The sequence below is a fragment of the Micromonospora palomenae genome (assembly GCF_007829925.1).
GTDB classification, from domain to species: domain Bacteria; phylum Actinomycetota; class Actinomycetes; order Mycobacteriales; family Micromonosporaceae; genus Micromonospora; species Micromonospora purpureochromogenes.
The window spans coordinates 573,838-592,636 of sequence record NZ_VIXA01000002.1 but is presented as its reverse complement, the minus strand read 5'-3'; the positions used below and the strand labels follow the sequence as shown (position 1 = coordinate 592,636).

The window sequence follows — 18,799 nt, the reverse complement described above, 5'->3', positions numbered from 1 at the left end:
GCAATGACGAGCGACACCGAGACCGTACGGGTGGTCCCCGTACGCCACTACGGGCGCTGGGTGACCGCGCTGCTGGTGGTCGGGCTGACCGTCCTGTTCGCCCGGGCCCTGCTGGACAGCCCCAACCTCGAACCCGGCACGATCCGCGAGTACCTGTTCAAGGACTACGTCCTCGACGGCGTGGTCACCACGCTCTGGCTGACCCTGCTGGCGATGGTGCTCGGCACCGTCGGCGGGGTGCTGCTCGCCGTGATGCGGCTGTCGGCCAACCCCGTGCTGCGCGGCGTCTCCTGGGCCTTCATCTGGGTCTTCCGGGGCACCCCGCTGCTCGTGCAGATCATCTTCTTCGGGTTCCTGGGGGCGCTCTTCCCCCGGCTCACCCTGACCGTGCCGTTCACCGGCACCGTCCTGTTCGACCAGCCGACCAGCGTCGTGGTGACCGGCACGGTCGCCGCCGTGCTGGCCCTGTCGCTCAACGAGATGGCGTACGCCGCCGAGGTGATCCGGGGCGGCATCCTCGCCGTCGACGCCGGCCAGACCGAGGCCGCCGCCGCTCTGGGGATGAGCCCCACGCTCACCCTGCGCCGGGTGGTGCTCCCGCAGGCGATGCGGGTGATCATCCCGCCGATGGGCAACGAGACCATCACCATGCTCAAGTCCACCGCCCTGGTGTCGATCATCGCCGGTCGTGACCTGATGACCGCCGTACAGACCGTCTACCAGAACAACTACAAGGTCATCCCGCTGCTGGTGGTGGCCGCCATCTGGTACCTCGCCCTGGTCAGCCTGCTCTCGGGCGGCCAGTGGCTGATCGAGCGGCGGTTCGGCCGCGGTTTCGCCCGGGGAGGCGTCCGATGACGGTGACGGAGAAGGCGGCCGCGCCGGCTGCGGAGCGGGCCGGCAGGCCCATGGTGCGCGCCGAGGGCGTCACCAAGCGGTACGGCCCAATCGAGGTGCTCAAGGGCATCGACCTGACCGTGGCCCCCGGCGAGGTGACCTGCCTGCTCGGCCCCTCCGGCTCGGGCAAGTCCACCTTCCTGCGCTGTATCAACCACCTGGAACGCATCGACGGCGGCCAGCTCTGGGTGGACGGCGACCTGGTCGGCTACCGCCGCCAGGGCGACCGGCTGCACGAACTCAAGGCCCGCGAGGTGGCCCGCCGCCGCCGGGACATCGGCATGGTGTTCCAGCGGTTCAACCTCTTCCCGCACCTCACCGCCCTCGGCAACATCATCGAGGCACCGGTGCGGGTGCTCGGCACCCCTCGCGAGGCGGCCCGCGCCGAGGCGATGCGCCTGCTGGAGCGGGTCGGGCTGGCCGAGAAGGCCGGCAGCTATCCCGGCCAGCTCTCCGGCGGCCAGCAGCAGCGGGTGGCGATCGCCCGCGCGCTGGCCATGCACCCCAAGCTGATGCTCTTCGACGAGCCGACCTCCGCGCTCGACCCGGAGCTGGTCGGTGACGTGCTCGACGTGATGAAGGGGCTCGCCGCGGACGGGATGACCATGGTGGTGGTGACCCACGAGATGGGCTTCGCCCGCGAGGTCGCCGACAGCGTCGCCTTCCTGGACGGGGGCGTCGTGGTGGAGTCGGGGACGCCGGCCGACGTGCTGGGCGACCCCCGCCACGAGCGCACCCGCGCCTTCCTGGAGAAGGTGCTCTGATGGAGGCACTGCTCGCCACCGCCGGGGACCGGCTCGGGGCGTACCACGAGCGGTTGGCCCAACTCGTCGCCGTCGACTCCGGCTCCGGCCAGGTCGACGGGTTGCGCGAGGCGGCCGACCTGGTGCAGACCTGGTGCCTGGCGGCGGGGCTCGCGGTCGAGCGGGAACCCGTCGCCGACCCGTCCGGCACGCCGCTCGGTGACGTGCTCGTCGCCCGGCGGCGCGGCCGGGGAGAGCGCCGGATCCTGCTCGCCGGCCACCTCGACACCGTCTTCCCGCCCGGCACGGCCGCCATCCGGCCGTTCCGGGTGCACGACGGCCGGGCGTACGGGCCGGGAGTCTGCGACGACAAGGGGGGCCTGCTCGCCGGGCTCGCCGCCGTCGAGGTGCTGGTCGCGCTGGGCCGCGAGGAGTACGGCGAGCTGGTGCTGGTCTGCACCCCGGACGAGGAGATCGGCTCGCCGGGGAGCCGACCGCTGCTGCGTACCCTCGGATCCGAGGCCGACGTGGCCCTCTGCCTGGAATGCGCGCGCGACAACGGCGACCTGGTGTCGGCGCGCAAGGGCGTCGCGGACCTGGAGATCGTGCTGCGTGGCCGGGCCGCGCACGCCGGCATCGAGCCGGAGCGCGGGGCGAACGCGCTGCTCGCCGCCGCCCGGCTGACCGTCGCGCTGGACGCGTTGAACGGCCGCTGGCCCGGGGTCACGGTCAACGTCGGCGTGCTGGACGCCGGCGGCCGGCCCAACGTGGTCGCCGACCGGGCCCGGATGCTGGTCGACCTGCGCGCCTGGCACACCGGGGAGTACGCCGCCGCGCTCGCCGAGATCCGCCGGCTGGTCGCCGAGCCGGCCGTCCCCGGGGTACGCGCCGAGCTGGCCGTGCACGCGCCCACCCCGCCGTGGGAGCCCGGGCCCGAGGAGCGCTGGCTGGCCGAGCTGGCCGGGAAGGTCGGCGCGGGTCTCGGCCTGCCCGTGTCGCACACCGCCACCGGCGGCTGCGCCGACGCGAACCTGCTGGCCGAGGCGGGCGCGACCGTGCTGGACGGGCTCGGCCCGGTCGGCGGCGACGACCACAGCCCTGCCGAGTGGCTGGACCTGGACTCCGTGGTGCCCCGGGTGGCGCTGCTGGCCGGGCTGATCGACGAGGTGGCCCGCCGCTGAGCAACGACGAGGGCCGGCCGCCCCTGTCGGGGAGACCGGCCCTCGGTCGATCAGGTCGGGATCAGGAGCTGTAACCGCGGCCCGCGATCCAGTTGGCCAGCTCGGCCACGTCCATCCAGTACTCCTGGACGTCCGGCGCGGCCGGGTCGGCGATCTTGACCGTGTTGCCGTCGTCCTTGTACTCCACCACGGTCAGGTAGTGACCGGGGTAGTAGTGCTCGACGCCGTCGACGTCGACCGCACCGCCGAGGATGTTGGCCACCACCGGGTCACCGGCGTCCACCGCGGCCTTGACGTCGGCCCGGAGCCGCTCGATCTGCTCCTTGGACGCGACGTCGTCGCTGATCTCGGTGGTCTTGTACCTGCCGCCGGTGTACTCGTTGAGCACCCGGGTGACGTCGATGGCCGAGTCCGTGCCGTTCTCGGTGGTGCCGAGCTTCTCGGCCAGCTCGTCCTGGCTGACCGCCTTGCCGTCGGCCGACAGCGCCATCCGGGTCGACGCCGGGCCGCAGTAGAAGAAGTTCGGCTGCGCCTGGTACTCGTAGCCGGCGCGGCGCTCGCCCTTGCCCTTGCCCTTGCCCTTCTCGGACACGACGGACGCGGACGCCTTCTCGGCCGGCGCGGCCTGCGCGGCCACGGCGGGGCCGACGACGGTGCCACCGGTCATGACCAGGCCGGCGACGGAGAGCATGCCGTTACGGAAAATCGTCTTCATGGTCGAAGCTCCATTCGGGGGGTTTGCCGCCCGGTCGTGGAGACCCGGACGCAAGCACCGGGAAAGGCGCTCGGATCATCAGGACGCGGACCCACTCGGCCCGCGCTCACCAGCAACGCAACGACCGACGGCCCGGACCCATTCCGGCCCGGCCACGGTCGTACGCAGAATCCAACGACCCGCCCCACCACCCTGATTCCGCCGCCCCCCTGGCCCCCTCAACCCGAACCCGACACCCGGGCGCACACCTCACACCGCCCAAGATCCGCGCACTTTCACGGAATGAGTGGCTATTGGGCGCGGAATAGGCACGCATTCCGTGAAAGTGCGGACCGTGGAGGGCGGGAGGGTGGGGGGTCAGGTGGGTGGGGGGAGGCTGCCGAGGAGGCGGGTGACGGCGATCTCGATGACGACGCGTTCGGGGTTGGGACGGGGCTGGCGGTAGCGCTCGGCGTAACGGCGCTCGGCCTCGGCCACCGACGCGGGGTCGGTGCGGAGGGTCGCCCGGCCCTCGATGGTCAGCCACCACCGCCCGTCGAGGTGGCACACCGCGACGGGCGTGCCCTCGGGGCCGGCGGCGGCGACGTGCCGGGCCTTGGCGGAGCCGCCGGAGGTGATCACCCGGGCCAGCCCGGCGTCCGGGTCGAAGGTGACCCCCACCGGCACCACGTGCGGGGTGCCGTCGGCGCGCAGGGTGGTCAGCGTGGCGAGGTGCCGCTCCCGGCAGAACGCGACGACCCGCTCGTCGTGCGGGTCCAACCGATGGTCGCCGGCCATGTCCGTCCCCTTCCGGCCCGCTGCTCGGCCGGCCCGCACGATCATGGCACGGGACGGCGTACCCGGTCCTGACCAGGTGGAGTGTCCGGCTGACCCGGCAACCGGCGGGCCTGCGCCCGGCGCTGGTGGGCCAACCGGGTCAGGTAGATCAGCGCCCCGGCGAGGATCCCCATGTCGTCCAGGTAGATCGGGTCGGGCAGCACGTCCACCGGGAGGATCGTGTAGATCAGCGCGCCGTAGAAGGCCACCTTGCCGCCGACGCCGAGCGTGCCGAGCAGCCGGCGGGTGCGGACCACCCGGATCGCCAGCAGCACCGCGCCGACCAACGTCGCCAGCGCCAGGATGCCGCCGATGACGACGAGGACCAACGTCTCGCGGGACATGCCGTCACGCTAGCCGAACCCCGCATCCACCGCCGACGAGCGCGGCGGTCAGAGCCGGCGACTGCTATCGCCGAGCCCGCTCGCGTCAGTAGGCGGCGACGGCGGCCCGACCCCGGGCCACACCCGCCGACTCCCGGGCCGGCTCGGCCACCGGCCGCCGGGTCTCCGGCATCGGCACCACCGACTCGACCTCCTCCGGCCTGCGGTCCAGCGCGGCGAACGCCTCCTCGCGCAGGCTGCGCGCCGCCGCCACGGTCAGCTCGGCCGCCCGCCACGCCGCCCGCTCCCGCTCCGACGCGGCCCGGTGCCGGGCGGCCAGGTTGTCCCGGATGGCCCGGCGCAGCACCAGCTCCTGCTCGACCGGGTGCCGCCGCGGGTCCCAGCCGTCGCGGTGGGCGAAGACGTCACTGAGCTGCTCCACCGAGAGCTCCTTGCGCCAGTACGCGTCCAGCGCGGCCCGGTGCAGGTACCGCTCCCGGTCGGCGTACTCGGCCGGGGTGCGGACCGTGCCGGGCAGTGGCATCGCGGCGGCGGCGGACAGCCGGCGGACGTCCGCCTCGGCCGCCTCGTACGCCGCCCAGGCCGCCTCGACCTCGTCCTGGGCGGCCAGCCACTCGGCGCGCCGCCGCCCGGCGGTGGCCGACGCGCGCTCGGCGGCGACCGCCACCTCGCCGGCGTACCGGGTGCGCTCCCGTTCCTCCTCGGCCCGCTCCATGGTGCTGGGCAGCGCGGCCTGCCGGATCCGGCCGGCGACGGCGGAGCGCAGCCAACCCGGACGGGCGACCAGCGCGCCGAAGGCGACGGCCGCGACGGCGAGCAGAACCAGCCAGATCACGGCGGCGGCGGGAACGTCGGGCAGGACGGAGGAGAAGACGGTCTGCATCACCAGCACCTCACGGCGGGGATCGATGTGGACGGGCGGGCCGGGCGAGCGGAACGGCGGGCGTACCCGGGGTGGACCGCGCGGCGCGACGGGTCGCGCGGCGGTGTCCGGCGCCGGGCGGGCGCCGCGTGGCTCAGCGCCGGGGCGGGCCGCGCCGGCCGGTGGCCTCCCGGACCGGGTCCGTCGTCGCCGCCGGCGCCGCGAGCGGCCGGTCGGTCGAGGCGGCGTCACGCCGGGCCGGGATCGGCCGGGCGGGGGAGTCGGCGGGCTGCTCGTCGGTCGGCCGGGCGGTGGCCGGCGACTCGGCCACCCGGGCGGCCGACACGGCGGGCCGGGCCGGCGCGGCGGCAGCCGGGCCGGTCGCCGGGGCGAAGACGCCGCCGAGACCGACCGCGAGCACGAGGGCGGTCAGCGCCAGCCGGGTCAGGTCGCGCAGCGTCGCCCGCCGAAAGGGGCGGGTGGACGCTACGGGCAGCACATCTCCAACCTATCGCCACCCAGGGGCCGGTGCAGCGGACCAACGGCGTTCATCGGCGTGACCCGAACCACTCGTCCTACGTAGACAGACCACCCGACGGGACGACGGGGCCGCGGTGGCCGGTGGCTTCCGTGAGCACGGGTGGGCCGGGCTACTACTGCCGACCCGACGCCCGGAACGAGAAGCGGCCCACCCGGCAACTCCCGGGCGGGCCACTCGTCGTGCGTCAGGTCAGCGGTCGCCGCCGAGCACCGGCGGAGCGGTGTCGGCGCCGTCGTGCCACACCATCTCGTCCTCGGTGAGCCAGGTCAGCCGCTCGTCGCTCTCGTCCTCGCCGTGCTGACCACGCCCGCCGATCACGCCGTTACGCCCGGCGCCGCCGGCCGTGGCCGCCCGGTTGGCCGGCGCCCCGCCCGTGCCCGGCCGGCCGCCGCCGTTGGCGCTGCCCATCTGTCCCGAGGCCAGCCGGCCGGTGCCGGCGGCGGACCGGTTCTCCATGCCGGTGGCGCCGGTGGCCGGCCGGACCGGCGACGGGGCGGACGCCCGACCCGAGGAGGCCAGCGCGCCGGTGCCGAGCACCCCGCCGGCCGCGATGCCGGCGGCCGCGCCGAACGCCATGCCCGACCCGCCGCCCGAGGCACCGCCCCCCGCGCCGGCCAGGCCGGCGCCCCCCGGGAGCGCGCCGCCGGTGAGCGGTTCGGCGCCCGCGAGCGAGGTGCCGGTGCCGACGAGCCCACCGCCGGTGACCGGCGTGGTCGTCGTACCCGTGCCGTTGCCGCCCGCGCCGCTGCCGGTGTCGCCGGAACCGGTCGTCGGACCGTGCGCCGGGCTGCTGGGGGTGGACACCGTGGCGCCGCCACCCGGACCGGCGATCCCGGTGCCGGGCGCGGACGCCGGGCTGCCCACCGACGGGCCGGCCTTGGTCGTGGCGCCGCTGCGGTCGGCCTCACCCGGCAGTCGCGGCGGCGGGGCCGGCGGGTCGACGACCCGGCCGTACGAGGCGACCTCGTAGCCCGCGGCCAGGTCGGCCACCACCTGCACCATCCGCTGGTGGGCCTTCTCCTGCTCGGCCTTGTCCTGCTGGTGGCCCAGGATGCCGCCGACGATCATGCCCGGCACGCCGAGGACCAGGCCCTTGGTCGCCCCGTCCACCGCCTTGTCGTGGTCGTCGGTGGCCTCCGGGCTCTCCGCGTTGCGCTGGGCGGTGCGCAGCTGGCCGGCCATCAGCGAGAGCGCCTGCCGCACGTCGGCCGTGCCCTCGGCCAGGTCGGACGAGTAGCGCACGACCAGGGAGAGCCGGTCGTGGAACTCCCGCGCGGCGTCGCCCGTCCAGGCCGGGGCCAACTTGTCCAGGTCGGCGCCGAGATCCCGGGCGAGGTTGTCGAGCGTGTCCCGCAGCGAACTCCACTGGCTGGCCAGGTTGTCGATCTGCTGCGGGTCGCCGGCGTGCACCGCGTCGTACAGCTCGCGGTGGCTGACATGCTGGTAGCGCTGGGTGTACTCAGACACGACGGTCCCCCCGCTCGTTGAGCGCCTCGTCCACCCCGTTGAGCGCGGCCTCGATGTCGGCGGCGTTCGCCGCGTTGCGCGCCTCGGTGGTGCGGTAGTTCGTCATGATCGTGTGGGCCGCCGTCCGGGACGCCTCGACCGCGCGGCGCAGCCGGGCGACCTGCTCGGCGTAGCTCGCCTGCATCTCGCTGTAGCGGCGGGCGTTGCTGCTGGCGTCGGTGAAGGAGCCGAGCGCGGGCGGGCGGCACTGGAGCTCGGTGTTGAGCTTCTTCAGCGCCGCCTCCGCCTGGGCGAGCCGGTCCGCCATACGCTGGTGAAAGTCCTCCAGGGACAGAACGTCGACTGTCGTACGCCCGGTCATGGCAGCATCCCCGTTGTCCATAGTCGATACGTCGGCCACGCCCAGGTTAGTCGACCGGCGCCAGCCGGGGCGACCCGTGGATCGGCCGTCGGCACCCCTCAACCGCCCTGGGCCGGCGCTCCGGTGGCCGCCTTCGGCTGCGCTGACGGGGTGCCGGGGACGTCGCCCGGGGCGAAGTAGGACAACGCGTCCCGCCGCTCCAGGGTCGGGCCGGTCGGGATCAGCGAGAGCAGCGATGCCGGCACGACCAGGGGCTTCACCCCGCCGTACCCGAGCGCGGTGGCCGCATCGCCGGAGCGCTTCCCCAGCGGGTAGCGCACCCCCTGCGGGCTGATCAGGTAGACCGTCGCGCCGGCCGCCGCCTCGGTGCCCTCACCGGCGCCGGGGGCGGCCTGGGCCAGCACGCCCTTGCCGCCCGGCAGCAGCACCTCCTCGGCCGTCTCGACGGCGTCGCGGGAGCCCTGCCGCACCGCCGTCGCGCCGTCGGCGCCGGCCAGCTCGGGCGGCGTCCGGTCGAAGACCTCCAGGGTGGTGGTCGGCGCACCGCCGGTCGGACCGGACCGGTAGCTGGCGCAGACCACCGTCTGCCCCGGGCGCACCGGGTGCAGCGCGGGCAGCGCCTGCGGCATGCCGTCGGGCTCCACCCGCCGGTCGGACAGCTCGCCCACCTGGTCCGGGCTGATGTCGGTGACCTGACCGCCGTCGCTCTGCAGGAGCAGGGCGCTCACCTCGCCGATGGAGACCAGGCCGTCGCGGGTCAGCACGTAGTGCTCGCCGGCGGCCCGGAACACCTGGCCGATCCGGGCCGGGCGGCCCCCGACCGAGCGGCTGCTCGGCGTACCGTCGCCGTCGATGCCCAGCTCCCGCAGCGCCGGCCCGGCCGGCACCGCGTTGAGCAGCTGCGCGCCGACGTCGAGCGCGGTGGCGTTGGCCATCCGCAGCGCGGCCAGCGCCGGGTCCCCGCCGACGATCTGGAGCCGGGAGCCGCCGGTGAGCAGGAAGCGCTGGCCGTCACCGCGGACCAGCACCGCCCGGTCCGCCAGCGGCGTGCCGCCGGTCAGCGGCCGGTCGATCACCACCCGGGTGGTCGACCGGCGGGAGTCGCCCGGGTCCGGCACGTCGCAGACCGACCAGGGGAGGCCGACCAGCGACCTGCGGTCCGGCAACGCGTCCGGGGCGCCGACGATGCCGACGGTACGACCCCGGGGCCGGTCCTCGATCGACGCGCGCGACATCGTCCGGGTCGGCGGGTCGGCCTCGTTGAGGATCAGCCGCGCCGAGGCGTAGTTCAACGTCGGGTGCAGCACCCCGTCGGCGAAGACGTAGGTGGCGCCGGTCTCCCGCTCGATGACCAGCGTGTTCGCCTCCAGCGGCGCGGTGTTCCCGGTGAACTGGCCGTACGCGCCGGCCCCGCCGAGCACGATCGCGGCGGTGAGCACGCTGCCGATCACGGCCATGCCCAGTCGCCGCATCGGCAGGTTGGTGGTCTCGGGGTCGCCGGAGAGCAGCGCGGAGACGATGCGGCGGGTGACGAAGCGGTACGCCTGCACCTGATCGCGGCGGGTCCGCATGATTGACCTCCGGCGGGGGTGGGTCCGCGACGATCAGGTCCGAACTCCGCCGCGGGCTTCCCTACGATAAGGGGCCACGGGCGGGTCATCGGGACCCCCGCCCGTCCTCCGGCACCGCACCGCCCGCCGGATGCCCATGATGTCCAGAAGGGACGCTCACCGATGACGCAGCTCCAGGCGCCACCCGGTCGTACCCCCGCCGCCCCCGACGCCGTGGCCGACCGGCCGGTGGTGCCGGCCGACCGGCGCGGACGCGGCCGGATCGGGCCGGTCGCCGTCGGTCAGCTCGTCGTGCTGGAACTCTGCGCGCTCGCCGTTTGGGCCGCGCTGGGCGGGCCCGGCTGGGTGGTTGGTGTGGTCGGTGGCCTGGCCCTGTTCGCGACGGTGGCGGCGTTCGCCCGGCGCGGCGGCCGCTGGTGGTACGAGGACCTGCTGCTGCGCCGCCGGTTGGGGCGCCGCCGCGAGCAGGCCCGGGCGGCGGTCGCCCAGGGCGCCGTGGTGGACCCCCGGCTGGCGGCGCTCACCCCCGAACTCAACGTGATCGAACTCACCGAGCGGGGTACCCGGCTCGGCATCGGCCAGGACGGGCGCGGCTGGTTCGCCGCCGTGGCGCTGACCGGGCGGCCCGGCGCGCCGGCCGGTTCGATCGAGGCGTCCGTAGTGGACCGTGCCCTGCAGGTGCTCACCGACTTCGCCGGCCCGGTCACCCTCACCCAGGTCGTCTCGCACACCCTGGTCTGGTACCCGGCCCCGGGCGCGCCACCGGCCGCCCACCGGACGGTCTGGGTGGCGCTGCGTCTGTCGGTGCCGGACGCCCGCACCGAGACGGTGACCCGCGGCGGCGGGATGCGCGGCGTGCACCGCACGGTCGCGGCCGGCGTCGGGCGGCTGGGCAAGGCGCTGAACGCGGCCGGGCTGAGCCACCGCGTGCTGGGCCGGGACGAGCTACGGGCCGCGGTGGTCTCCGCGGCGGGCCTCGACCTCGCCCCGGCGGCGCCCGCGGAGACCTGGACGGGCCTGCGCGGTGGCGGCTGGACGCAGCTCTGCCTGACCCTGCGCAAGCGGCCCGAGGCGTCGCTGGGCACCCTGGTGGACGCGATCACCTCCACCTCGGCCCCGTCGCACACGGTGGCGGCGGTGGTGGTGCCGGGCGGGCGGCCGGTGCCGCCCCTGCTGCGCGTCGCCGCCATGGACGGCCACGTCGAAGCCCTGGTCAAGGTGGTCCGCGACATGGCCCGCCGGTGTGGCATCCCGGCCCGGCCGCTGGACGGCCAGCACGGGCCCGGGGTCTACGCCACCACGCCGGTCGCCACCGCGGCCGGCACGTTCAGGGTCGGAGATTGACGATCCAGCCGTAGAGCCCGCACACCCAGAAGGCCAGCGGCACCAGCGAGACGATCAGCAGGATCTCGACGATGTCCAGGGTCCGGCCCCAGACCGGCGAGATCCGCTTGCCCGCCACGCTCAGGCCGTAGATCAGGCTGACCACGGCGGTCAGCAGCAGGCCGCCGAGGACCAGCCCGAGCCGGGTCACCAGCGAGCCGCCGGCGAAGGTGGCCGCCGCGGTCAGCGCCAGCCCGGCGGTGCCGGTGACGAGCACCGGGGTGCGCTGGGCGCGTCCGATGAACGGCCGGGCCCGCAGCAGCGACAGCAGCGCCAGCACCAGGCAGAGCAGCACCGCCGGCAGCCGGCCGTTGCCGGCGAGCACCACCTGGCTGCCCAGCACGAGCAGCGACACCGTCCACAGCAGCCCGGTGAGGAACGCGTCGGCGCGCTCGCTGAGCCGCAGCACCCGGCGACCGTCGACCGTCTCGGTGTCGGTCTTCAGGTCGTCCGGGCCGGTGGGGATGGACGGCACGGGCAGCCGGGCCAGCCGGTAGGCGGCCATCGGCAGCGCCGGCAGGGTCGCGAACGCGACGGTGGCGACGATCGCGGCGGCGGCCGCCGCGCCGATGCCGAAGGCCAGCGCGAGCAGCGCACCGAGGGCCACCGCCGCGCCGACCGCGACGGCCCCGAAGAACAGCGGCATCCGGTCGCCGACCGCCAGCGCGGCGACCGCGGCGAAGAGCACCACGGCGGTACCGGCCAGCAGCACGTGCGGACTTGCCAGCTCGGTCAGGGTCCGGTCGCCGGCCAGCACCAGCAGGCCACCCACGGCGGCGTAGCCGAGGCCGGCCATGGCGAGCACCGAGCCGGTCCGGCTGTCACCGGCCGCCCGGGACAACACCGCCGCGCCCACCACCAGCACGACCGCCATCAGCAGGGCGGCCACCGCGCCGGGCAGCTGCGGCGGGCCGGCGAGCAGCGTGACGACCGCGCCGACCCCCAGCGTCACCGCCGCCAGCAGCACCGAGAACGTGCGGGTGGTGCCGACCTGCCAGGTGCCCGGGCGCTGGTTGGTCGCCGTCGCGACCGCGTCCACCACGTCGTCGAAGACGATCTCCGGGGCCGCCGCCGCGCGCGGGTTGAAGTAGAGCACTTCGCCGTCGCGGACCCCGAGCTGCGCGGCGGTACGCCCACCGTCGAGCGGCTGGCCGCCGAGCCGGGCCAGGCTCCAGCCACCGTGCCGTACGCCCTCGTCGGCGAGGTCCTCGCCGGCGTACCGCAGCAGGGTGGGCAGCAGGTCCGCCAGGGGCACGTCGGACGGCAGTGCCAGATCCATCCTCGTCCGGGGTGCCACGATGGTGATCCGGCTCAACCCGCCGGTCGCCGACTTCGTCGCCACTGTGGCCTCCTCGTGCTCTCTCAGATCCACCTCGGCCGGCGGCCTCGCCCCCGTGGGTCCACGACGCCCACGGGAGATTACCTACGATGGCGGGCACGTACGATGCCCACCCGACGACTCAGGTCGGTCGCGAAACCGCATCAGGGCCGCTTCTGGGGAGGAGACAGCCGTGAGCACGGTGGTGTTCCGCCGGCTTCCGCGTCAACCGGGGCCCGCGCTGCCGCGCGGCGAAGTGCTGCTGGAGTCCCCTCCGGAGCTGCCCGAACAGACGCCCCGAGGCATGGGCCAGCTGTTGATGATCCTGCCGATGGTGTGTGGGGTCGGCGCGATGGCGTTCCTCTACGCCGGTCGGGGCGGCGGCATGATGACGTACGTCGCCGGTGGCCTCTTCGGCGTGTCCATGTTGGGCATGGCGATCGGTTCGCTCGGCAACGGCGGCAACGACAAGGCCGAGCTGAACGCCGAGCGACGCGACTACATGCGCTACCTGGCCCAGATGCGCAAGCGCACCCGGCGCGCCGCCGAGCAGCAGCGGGCCGCGATGACCTGGCGGCATCCGGAGCCGGACGCGCTCTGGTCGATCGCCGCGTCCCGGCGGATGTGGGAGCGGCGGATCACCGAGGACGACTTCGGCGAGGCCCGGATCGCCACCGGCCCGCAGCGCCTCGCCGTGGAGATCGTCCCGCCGGAGACCAAGCCGGTGGAGGACCTGGAGCCGATGAGCGCGATCGCGCTGCGTCGGTTCGTCCGGGCCCACTCCAGCGTGCCCGAGCTGCCCACCGCGCTCTCCCTGCGGGCGTTCAGCCGGATCGTGCTGCGCGGCGACCGCGAGCCGGTGCTGGACCTGACCCGAGCCGCGCTGGCCCAGTTGGCCACCTTCCACGCCCCCGACGACCTGATCCTCGCGGTGGTCGCCGCCCCCGACCGGCAGCAGGTGTGGGACTGGGTCAAGTGGCTGCCGCACGTTCACCACAGCGCGCGGACCGACGCCGCGGGCGCCCGCCGGCTGGTCTTCGCCAGCCTGGCCGAGGCCGAGGAGTCGCTCGCCGCCGAGCTGGCCGGGCGACCCCGCTTCGCCCCGGAGGCCAAGCCGCTGACCAGCGCCCCGCACGTGGTGGTGGTGATCGACGGCGGTGAGGTGTCGGCGACCTGCCAACTGATGGGGCCGGGCCTGCTCGGCGCCACCACCATCGACCTCTCCGGCACCATCCCGCGCGACGCCGGCCGCTGGCTGCTCTGCCTGGACGCCGGTGACGGCAGCTCGCTGGAGCTGGTCCGGGGCGCGTCCAGCTCGCGGCTCGGCACGCCGGACCGGCTCAGCGCCGAGGCCGCCGAGGGACTGGCCCGGCAGATCGCGCCGTACCGGCTCTCGCAGCAGCAGACCACCTCGGACGAGCCGTTGGCCCGCAGCATGGAGCTGCCCGACCTGCTCGGCGTCGGCGACGCGGCGGCGGTCGACGTGCAGCAGACCTGGCGGCCGCGCAGCCACCGCGACCGGCTGCGCATCCCGCTCGGCGTCGGGCCGGACGGCAACGTCGTCGAGCTGGACTTCAAGGAGTCCGCGCACGAGGGCATGGGCCCGCACGGCCTGGTGATCGGCGCGACCGGCTCCGGCAAGAGCGAGCTGCTGCGCACGATCGTCGGCGCGCTGGCGGTGACCCACTCGTCGGAGGAGCTCAACTTCGTCCTGGTCGACTTCAAGGGTGGCGCGACGTTCGCGTCGCTGGAGGCGTTGCCGCACACCAGCGCCGTGATCACCAACCTGGCCGACGAGCTGCCGCTGGTCGACCGGATGCGCGACGCGCTCGCCGGTGAGATGACCCGCCGGCAGGAGGTGCTGCGGGCCGCCGGCAACTACGTCTCCCGGTTCGACTACGAGAAGGCCCGGGCCGCCGGTGAGCCGCTCGCCCCGATGCCGAGCCTGCTCATCATCTGCGACGAGTTCAGCGAGCTGCTCGCCGCCAAGCCGGACTTCATCGACCTCTTCGTGATGATCGGCCGGCTGGGCCGGTCGCTCGGCGTGCACCTGCTGCTGGCCTCCCAGCGGCTGGAGGAGGGCAAGCTGCGCGGCCTCGACACCCACCTGTCGTACCGGATCGGTCTGCGGACCTTCTCGGCGGTGGAGAGCCGGATCGTGCTCGGCGTGCCCGACGCGTACGAGCTGCCGAACGCGCCCGGCCACGGCTACCTGAAGACCGACACCAGCACCATGCTGCGGTTCCGCGCGGCGTACGTGTCCGGGCCGTACCGGGCGCCGGGGGAGGGCCAGCGCTCGTCCCGGGCGCTGGTGCAGCGCCGGATCGTGCCGTACGGGGTGAACTTCGTGCCGGTGCAGGTCCCGCAGGCGCCGGTCGAGGTCGCCCCGGCCGAGGAGAAGCCGGCCGACGGCAAGGCCGTGGCGATGCTGGACGTGCTCATCGAGCGGCTCAAGGGCCGGGGCACCCCGGCCCACCAGGTGTGGTTGCCGCCGCTGTCCGAGCCGCCGAGCCTGTCCGAGCTGCTGCCGCCGCTGGCCGTCCACTCGACCTTCGGGCTCTGCACCGCGACCTGGCCGGGCCGGGGGCAGCTCACCGTCCCGGTCGGGGTGGTCGACCGCCCGTACGAGCAGCGGCGTGACCCGATGATGGTGGAGCTGGCCGGCGCGGGCGGCAACGTGGTCATCGTGGGCGCCTCGCTCAGCGGTAAGAGCACCCTGCTCCGCTCGATGATCGCCTCGCTCGCGCTGACCCACACCCCGCGCGAGGCGCAGTTCTTCTGCCTCGACTTCGGCGGCGGCTCGCTGCGCAGCCTGGACGGGCTGCCGCACGTCGCCGGGGTGGCCGGCCGCCGGGACACCGAGGCGGTACGCCGCACGGTGGCCGAGGTGGTGGCGATCCTGGACGACCGGGAGACCCGCTTCGCCCAGCACGGCATCGACTCGGTCGCCAGCTACCGCCGGCGTCGGGCGGCCGGCGAGTTCGCCGACGACCCGTTCGGCGACGTCTTCCTGGTGGTGGACGGCTGGAACACGCTGCGCCAGGAGTACGAGGAGCTGGAGCAGACGATCACCAACCTGGCCAACCGCGGCCTGGGCTTCGGCGTGCACGTGGTGCTGACCGCGGTCCGCTGGGCGGAGATCCGGATCAACATGCGGGACCTGCTCGGCACCAAGCTGGAGCTGCGCCTGGGCGACGCCAACGAGTCGGAGATCGACCGGCGGGCCGCGGCGAACGTGCCGACCGGCGCGCCGGGGCGTGGCCTCACCCGGGACAAGCTGCACTTCCTCACCGCGGTCTCCCGGATCGACAACCGCCGCGACATCGAGGACCTGACCGAGGCGTCGGCCAAGCTGGCCCGGCACGTCGCGGACGCCTGGCCGGGCTCGCCCGCGCCGAAGGTGCGGCTGCTGCCCCGCAAGCTGCCCTTCGACGAGCTGGTCCGGGTGGCGGACCGCTCCGCGCCCGGCCTGCCGATCGGCGTCAACGAGGCGGCGCTGGCACCGGTCCACCTCGACCTGGCCAACGAGCCGCACCTCACGGTCTTCGGCGACGCGGAGTGCGGCAAGACCAACGTGCTGCGGGTGATCGCCCGGGGCATCACCGAGCGGTACACCCCGGCGCAGGCGCGGATCGTGATCGCCGACTACCGGCGGGGCCTGCTCGGCGCGGTCGAGGGCGACCACCTGCTCGACTACGCGCCGTCCAACCAGGTGTTCAGCCAGGGCCTCGGGTCGATCCGCAGCGCCCTGCAGAACCGGCTGCCCGGGCCGGACGTCACCACCGCGCAGCTGCGCGACCGCAGCTGGTGGAAGGGGCCGGACCTCTACATCCTGGTCGACGACTACGACCTGGTCGCCTCGGGCGGCAGCAACCCGCTCAGCGCGCTGCACGAGCTGCTGCCGCAGGCCCGCGACATCGGCCTGCACCTGATCATCACCCGCCGGGTCGGCGGCATCGCCCGGGCCCTCTACGAGCCGGTGCTGCAACGCCTGCGCGAGCTGGACTCGCCGGGCCTGCTGATGTCCGGCAACCGCGAGGAGGGGGCGGTCTTCGGCACCCTGCGGCCGAGCCCGCAGCCGCCGGGTCGGGGCACCCTGGTCCGCCGTCGGGACGGTCAGCAGCTGATTCAGACCGCCTGGGTCGAGCCGGTGTGAGCGGGATGACCGGTCTCGATCCGCTCACCCGACAGGGCAAACACGTCGGTCGATAGGTGGGAAGGGCTCGACGTGGGGCGACCGGTCCGTCCACAATGAGTCATGGTGTGTGCGGTCTCCCGCCCGGGGAGGGCTGCGCGCGCTGGACACGGTGGGCTACCGTCTCCTACGGAGTGTCCGTCGGTGGGGTGTTGGCCTTGCCGCGGGGGAGGGCGCGGCAGATTCCGCCGCCACAACATGACGGAAGGGTGTGAAGCATGGCGTTCGAGGTCGAAGCAGCGACTCTGCATACCGCCGCGAGTGACGTGCGGTCCACGCGCAGCGAGGTCGACGGCGAGCTGAAGAAGCTGTGGAACGTGGTCGACGACCTGGCCATCGCCTGGAAGGGACAGGCGTCCACGGGCTTCCAGTCGCTGATGAACCGCTGGAACGAGGACACGGTCAAGCTGCTGACGGCGATGGACAGCATCGCCGACCTGCTCGACAAGTCGGGTACGACGCACCAGGTCAACGACGAAGAGCAGCAGCAGATGCTGGACAAGTTCCACTCTGCTCTCAACCCGTGATCCGCCGAGAAGAGCAGGGGAGGAAATCATGAGCATCAAGGTTGACTACGCAGTCCTCGAGAGCGCCAACCAGCAGATGCAGTCCATCTCGCGGACCATCGACGAGAAGCTGGACACGCTGCGGTCGATGCTGTCGAAGCTCCAGTGGGACGGCCAGGACCGGGCCGCCTACGAGCAGCACCAGGCGCAGTGGGACACCGCTGTGCGCGACATCAACCGCATCCTGAACGAGATCGGCGGTGCGGTCGGCGTGGCGCGCGAGAACTACGTCTCCACCGAGATGAGCAACGCCAAGGTGTGGGGCTGAGATAATCAGCCGTCGCGGCTCCGGTCCGGCTCGACCGGACCGGAGCCGCACTGCGTTGCGAGCCGTCGAGGTCCTGGGAGTGTCATGCGTACGCGGAAGAGTCTCCGGCCGGTGTTGAGGTCCACTGTGGCCGCGCTGGTCCTGGCGGTCGCCGCCGGAACGGTTCCACTGGCCGCGCCGGCCCCGGCCCGTGCCGCCGACACGGTACGTGGCCTCCAGTGGTATCTCGACGAGCTGAAGATCCCGCAGGCGCACAAAATCACCAAGGGCCGCGGCGTGGTCGTCGCCGTCCTCGACACCGGCGTCGAGCCCAACGTCCCCGACCTGCGCGGTCAGGTCCTCCCCGGGTACGCCACCGGCGCGGACGCGTCCGCGAAGGGCTGGGGCACCGACGACAAGATCGCGCACGGCACGGCCATGGCGGGCATCATCGCCGGGCGTGGCGGCGGCGACATGCGCGAACTCGGCATCGCCCCCGAGGCCAAGATCCTGCCCGTCTCCATCGGTAGCCGGCTCGACGCCGGTGACCTGGCGAAGGGCATCCGCTGGGCGACCGACAACGGCGCCGACGTGCTCAACATCTCGATGGGCGTCAAGGAGGCCGCGACCCCGGACGAGGTGGCGGCCGTCCGCTACGCCCTCGAGAAGAACGTCGTGGTCGTCGCGTCCGCCGGAAACACCAAGCAGGGCTACGCCGAGGTGGCGTCGCCCGCCGACGTCCCCGGCGTGATCGCGGTGACCGGGCTGGGCAGGAACGGTTCCTTCTTCAACGGCAGCGTGCGGGGCCCGGAGGCCGGGCTCGCCGCGCCGATGCAGGACATCATCGGACCGCTGCCCACCTCGGTGTCCGACAACGGCTACGGCGTCGGCAACGGCACCAGTGAGTCGGCGGCCATCGTCTCCGGGGCGGCGGCGCTGGTCCGGGCGAAGTACCCGGACCTGGACGCGGCCAACGTGGTCAACCGGCTCATCCGTACCGCCCAGGACCGTGGCCCCGCCGGCCGCGACGACGAGTACGGGTTCGGGGCGCTGGACCCGGTGGCGGCGCTGACCCGTTCGGTGCCGAACGTGTCGAGCAACCCGCTGCTGGCCGACGCGCCCGCCGGAGGTGACGCGGGGAACGGGTCGCAGCCCCTGCCGCAGCGGTCGAAGGACGACGGCCCGACCGTCGCGTTCGGCGTGAAGAACGGCACCGGTGCCCTGATCCAGGGTGCGCTCTGCCTGCTGGTGCCGATCGCGGTGGCGATCCTGGTGATCGTGCTGGTGCGCCGGTCCCGCCGCCGGCCGGCCGCGCCGACCGCCGGTCCCGGCTTCCCGCCGCCGCCCGGCCACCCGGTCTCCGCCGGCCACGCCGTGCCGCCGGGCGCCGTCCCGGGCGCCCGTGGCCCGTACCCGCCCGCCGCCCCGCACGGCGTACCCGGTCAGGTACCGCCGCGCGCGCCCGGCGCCTACGGCCCGCCCGGTGCGGCACCCCAGGGCGCCGCCTGGCCGCACCCGGGGGCGACGCCCCCACCGCCGCCGGCCCCGCCGGGCTCCGGCGCCCACCACCAGTAAGCCAGGAAGTCTGTCGG

17 protein-coding genes are annotated in these 18,799 nt (G+C 74.3%); 8 read left to right on the top strand and 9 right to left on the bottom strand.

Going from position 1 to position 18,799, the window contains the following annotated elements:
• Positions 1-3 precede the first annotated feature (3 nt).
• Genes FHX75_RS13750 through FHX75_RS13740 form a run of 3 tightly spaced genes read left to right on the top strand, consistent with a single transcriptional unit; the run spans position 4 to position 2,821 of the window.
• Positions 4-858 carry an amino acid ABC transporter permease gene (locus FHX75_RS13750; RefSeq protein WP_154940020.1) on the top strand — a complete coding sequence of 285 codons (855 nt, stop codon included), beginning with the start codon at positions 4-6 and terminating at the stop codon, positions 856-858.
• Entirely contained in the window at positions 855-1,661 is an 807-nt protein-coding gene (locus FHX75_RS13745) for an amino acid ABC transporter ATP-binding protein (protein ID WP_154940018.1), read from the top strand. Before FHX75_RS13750 ends, FHX75_RS13745 begins: the two co-directional genes overlap by 4 nt.
• Positions 1,661-2,821 (top strand): M20 family metallopeptidase, encoded by a 1,161-nt coding sequence (locus tag FHX75_RS13740; RefSeq protein WP_154940016.1) that lies wholly within the window; start codon positions 1,661-1,663, stop codon positions 2,819-2,821. The genes FHX75_RS13745 and FHX75_RS13740 overlap by 1 nt, the downstream gene beginning before the upstream one ends.
• A gap of 61 nt (positions 2,822-2,882) precedes the next feature.
• Here the strand turns inward: FHX75_RS13740 and FHX75_RS13735 are convergent, their stop codons facing one another.
• The 8 genes from FHX75_RS13735 to eccB all read right to left on the bottom strand — a co-directional run bounded on the left by FHX75_RS13735 (position 2,883) and on the right by eccB (position 9,498).
• Positions 2,883-3,536 carry a C39 family peptidase gene (locus FHX75_RS13735; protein WP_154940013.1) on the bottom strand — a complete coding sequence of 218 codons (654 nt, stop codon included), beginning with the start codon at positions 3,534-3,536 and terminating at the stop codon, positions 2,883-2,885.
• A gap of 357 nt (positions 3,537-3,893) precedes the next feature.
• A complete protein-coding gene (locus FHX75_RS13730; protein WP_154940011.1) occupies positions 3,894-4,313 on the bottom strand; it encodes a pyridoxamine 5'-phosphate oxidase family protein in 420 nt (139 codons plus the stop codon).
• Positions 4,314-4,354: 41 nt separating this feature from the next.
• Positions 4,355-4,696 carry a YkvA family protein gene (locus FHX75_RS13725; protein ID WP_154940009.1) on the bottom strand — a complete coding sequence of 114 codons (342 nt, stop codon included), beginning with the start codon at positions 4,694-4,696 and terminating at the stop codon, positions 4,355-4,357.
• An 85-nt stretch (positions 4,697-4,781) separates the two neighbouring features.
• Positions 4,782-5,579, bottom strand: a complete 798-nt coding sequence (locus FHX75_RS13720; RefSeq protein ID WP_154940007.1) for a hypothetical protein — start codon at positions 5,577-5,579, stop codon at positions 4,782-4,784.
• Between the two features lie 133 nt (positions 5,580-5,712).
• Positions 5,713-6,057, bottom strand: coding sequence for a hypothetical protein (locus FHX75_RS13715; protein ID WP_154940005.1), 345 nt, complete (start codon positions 6,055-6,057; stop codon positions 5,713-5,715).
• A gap of 231 nt (positions 6,058-6,288) precedes the next feature.
• The gene (locus tag FHX75_RS13710; RefSeq protein WP_154940003.1) at positions 6,289-7,566 is read right to left on the bottom strand and encodes a WXG100 family type VII secretion target; all 1,278 of its coding nucleotides are present in this window, start codon (positions 7,564-7,566) and stop codon (positions 6,289-6,291) included.
• Entirely contained in the window at positions 7,559-7,873 is a 315-nt protein-coding gene (locus tag FHX75_RS13705; protein ID WP_246158024.1) for a hypothetical protein, read from the bottom strand. Before FHX75_RS13705 ends, FHX75_RS13710 begins: the two co-directional genes overlap by 8 nt.
• 152 nt (positions 7,874-8,025) lie before the next feature.
• The gene (gene eccB / locus FHX75_RS13700; protein WP_154939999.1) at positions 8,026-9,498 is read right to left on the bottom strand and encodes a type VII secretion protein EccB; all 1,473 of its coding nucleotides are present in this window, start codon (positions 9,496-9,498) and stop codon (positions 8,026-8,028) included.
• 162 nt (positions 9,499-9,660) lie between these two features.
• Between eccB and FHX75_RS13695 the strand changes: the two genes are divergently transcribed.
• Positions 9,661-10,842 (top strand): type VII secretion protein EccE, encoded by a 1,182-nt coding sequence (locus FHX75_RS13695; protein WP_154939997.1) that lies wholly within the window; start codon positions 9,661-9,663, stop codon positions 10,840-10,842.
• Here the strand turns inward: FHX75_RS13695 and eccD are convergent.
• Positions 10,826-12,223: a type VII secretion integral membrane protein EccD gene (gene eccD, locus FHX75_RS13690; RefSeq protein WP_154939995.1), complete on the bottom strand. Its 1,398-nt coding sequence runs from the start codon at positions 12,221-12,223 to the stop codon at positions 10,826-10,828. The genes FHX75_RS13695 and eccD overlap by 17 nt on opposite strands.
• A gap of 169 nt (positions 12,224-12,392) precedes the next feature.
• On the opposite strand from eccD, the gene eccCa reads away from it, so the two are divergent.
• The 4 genes from eccCa (at position 12,393) to FHX75_RS31985 (ending at position 18,782) form a co-directional block, all read left to right on the top strand.
• Positions 12,393-16,355, top strand: a complete 3,963-nt coding sequence (gene eccCa / locus FHX75_RS13685) for a type VII secretion protein EccCa (protein ID WP_154939993.1) — start codon at positions 12,393-12,395, stop codon at positions 16,353-16,355.
• 257 nt (positions 16,356-16,612) lie between these two features.
• Entirely contained in the window at positions 16,613-16,921 is a 309-nt protein-coding gene (locus FHX75_RS13680) for a WXG100 family type VII secretion target (RefSeq protein ID WP_154939991.1), read from the top strand.
• A gap of 28 nt (positions 16,922-16,949) precedes the next feature.
• Positions 16,950-17,228, top strand: a complete 279-nt coding sequence (locus FHX75_RS13675) for a WXG100 family type VII secretion target (RefSeq protein WP_154939989.1) — start codon at positions 16,950-16,952, stop codon at positions 17,226-17,228.
• Between the two features lie 111 nt (positions 17,229-17,339).
• Positions 17,340-18,782 (top strand): S8 family serine peptidase, encoded by a 1,443-nt coding sequence (locus FHX75_RS31985; RefSeq protein ID WP_281290811.1) that lies wholly within the window; start codon positions 17,340-17,342, stop codon positions 18,780-18,782.
• Positions 18,783-18,799 lie beyond the last annotated feature (17 nt).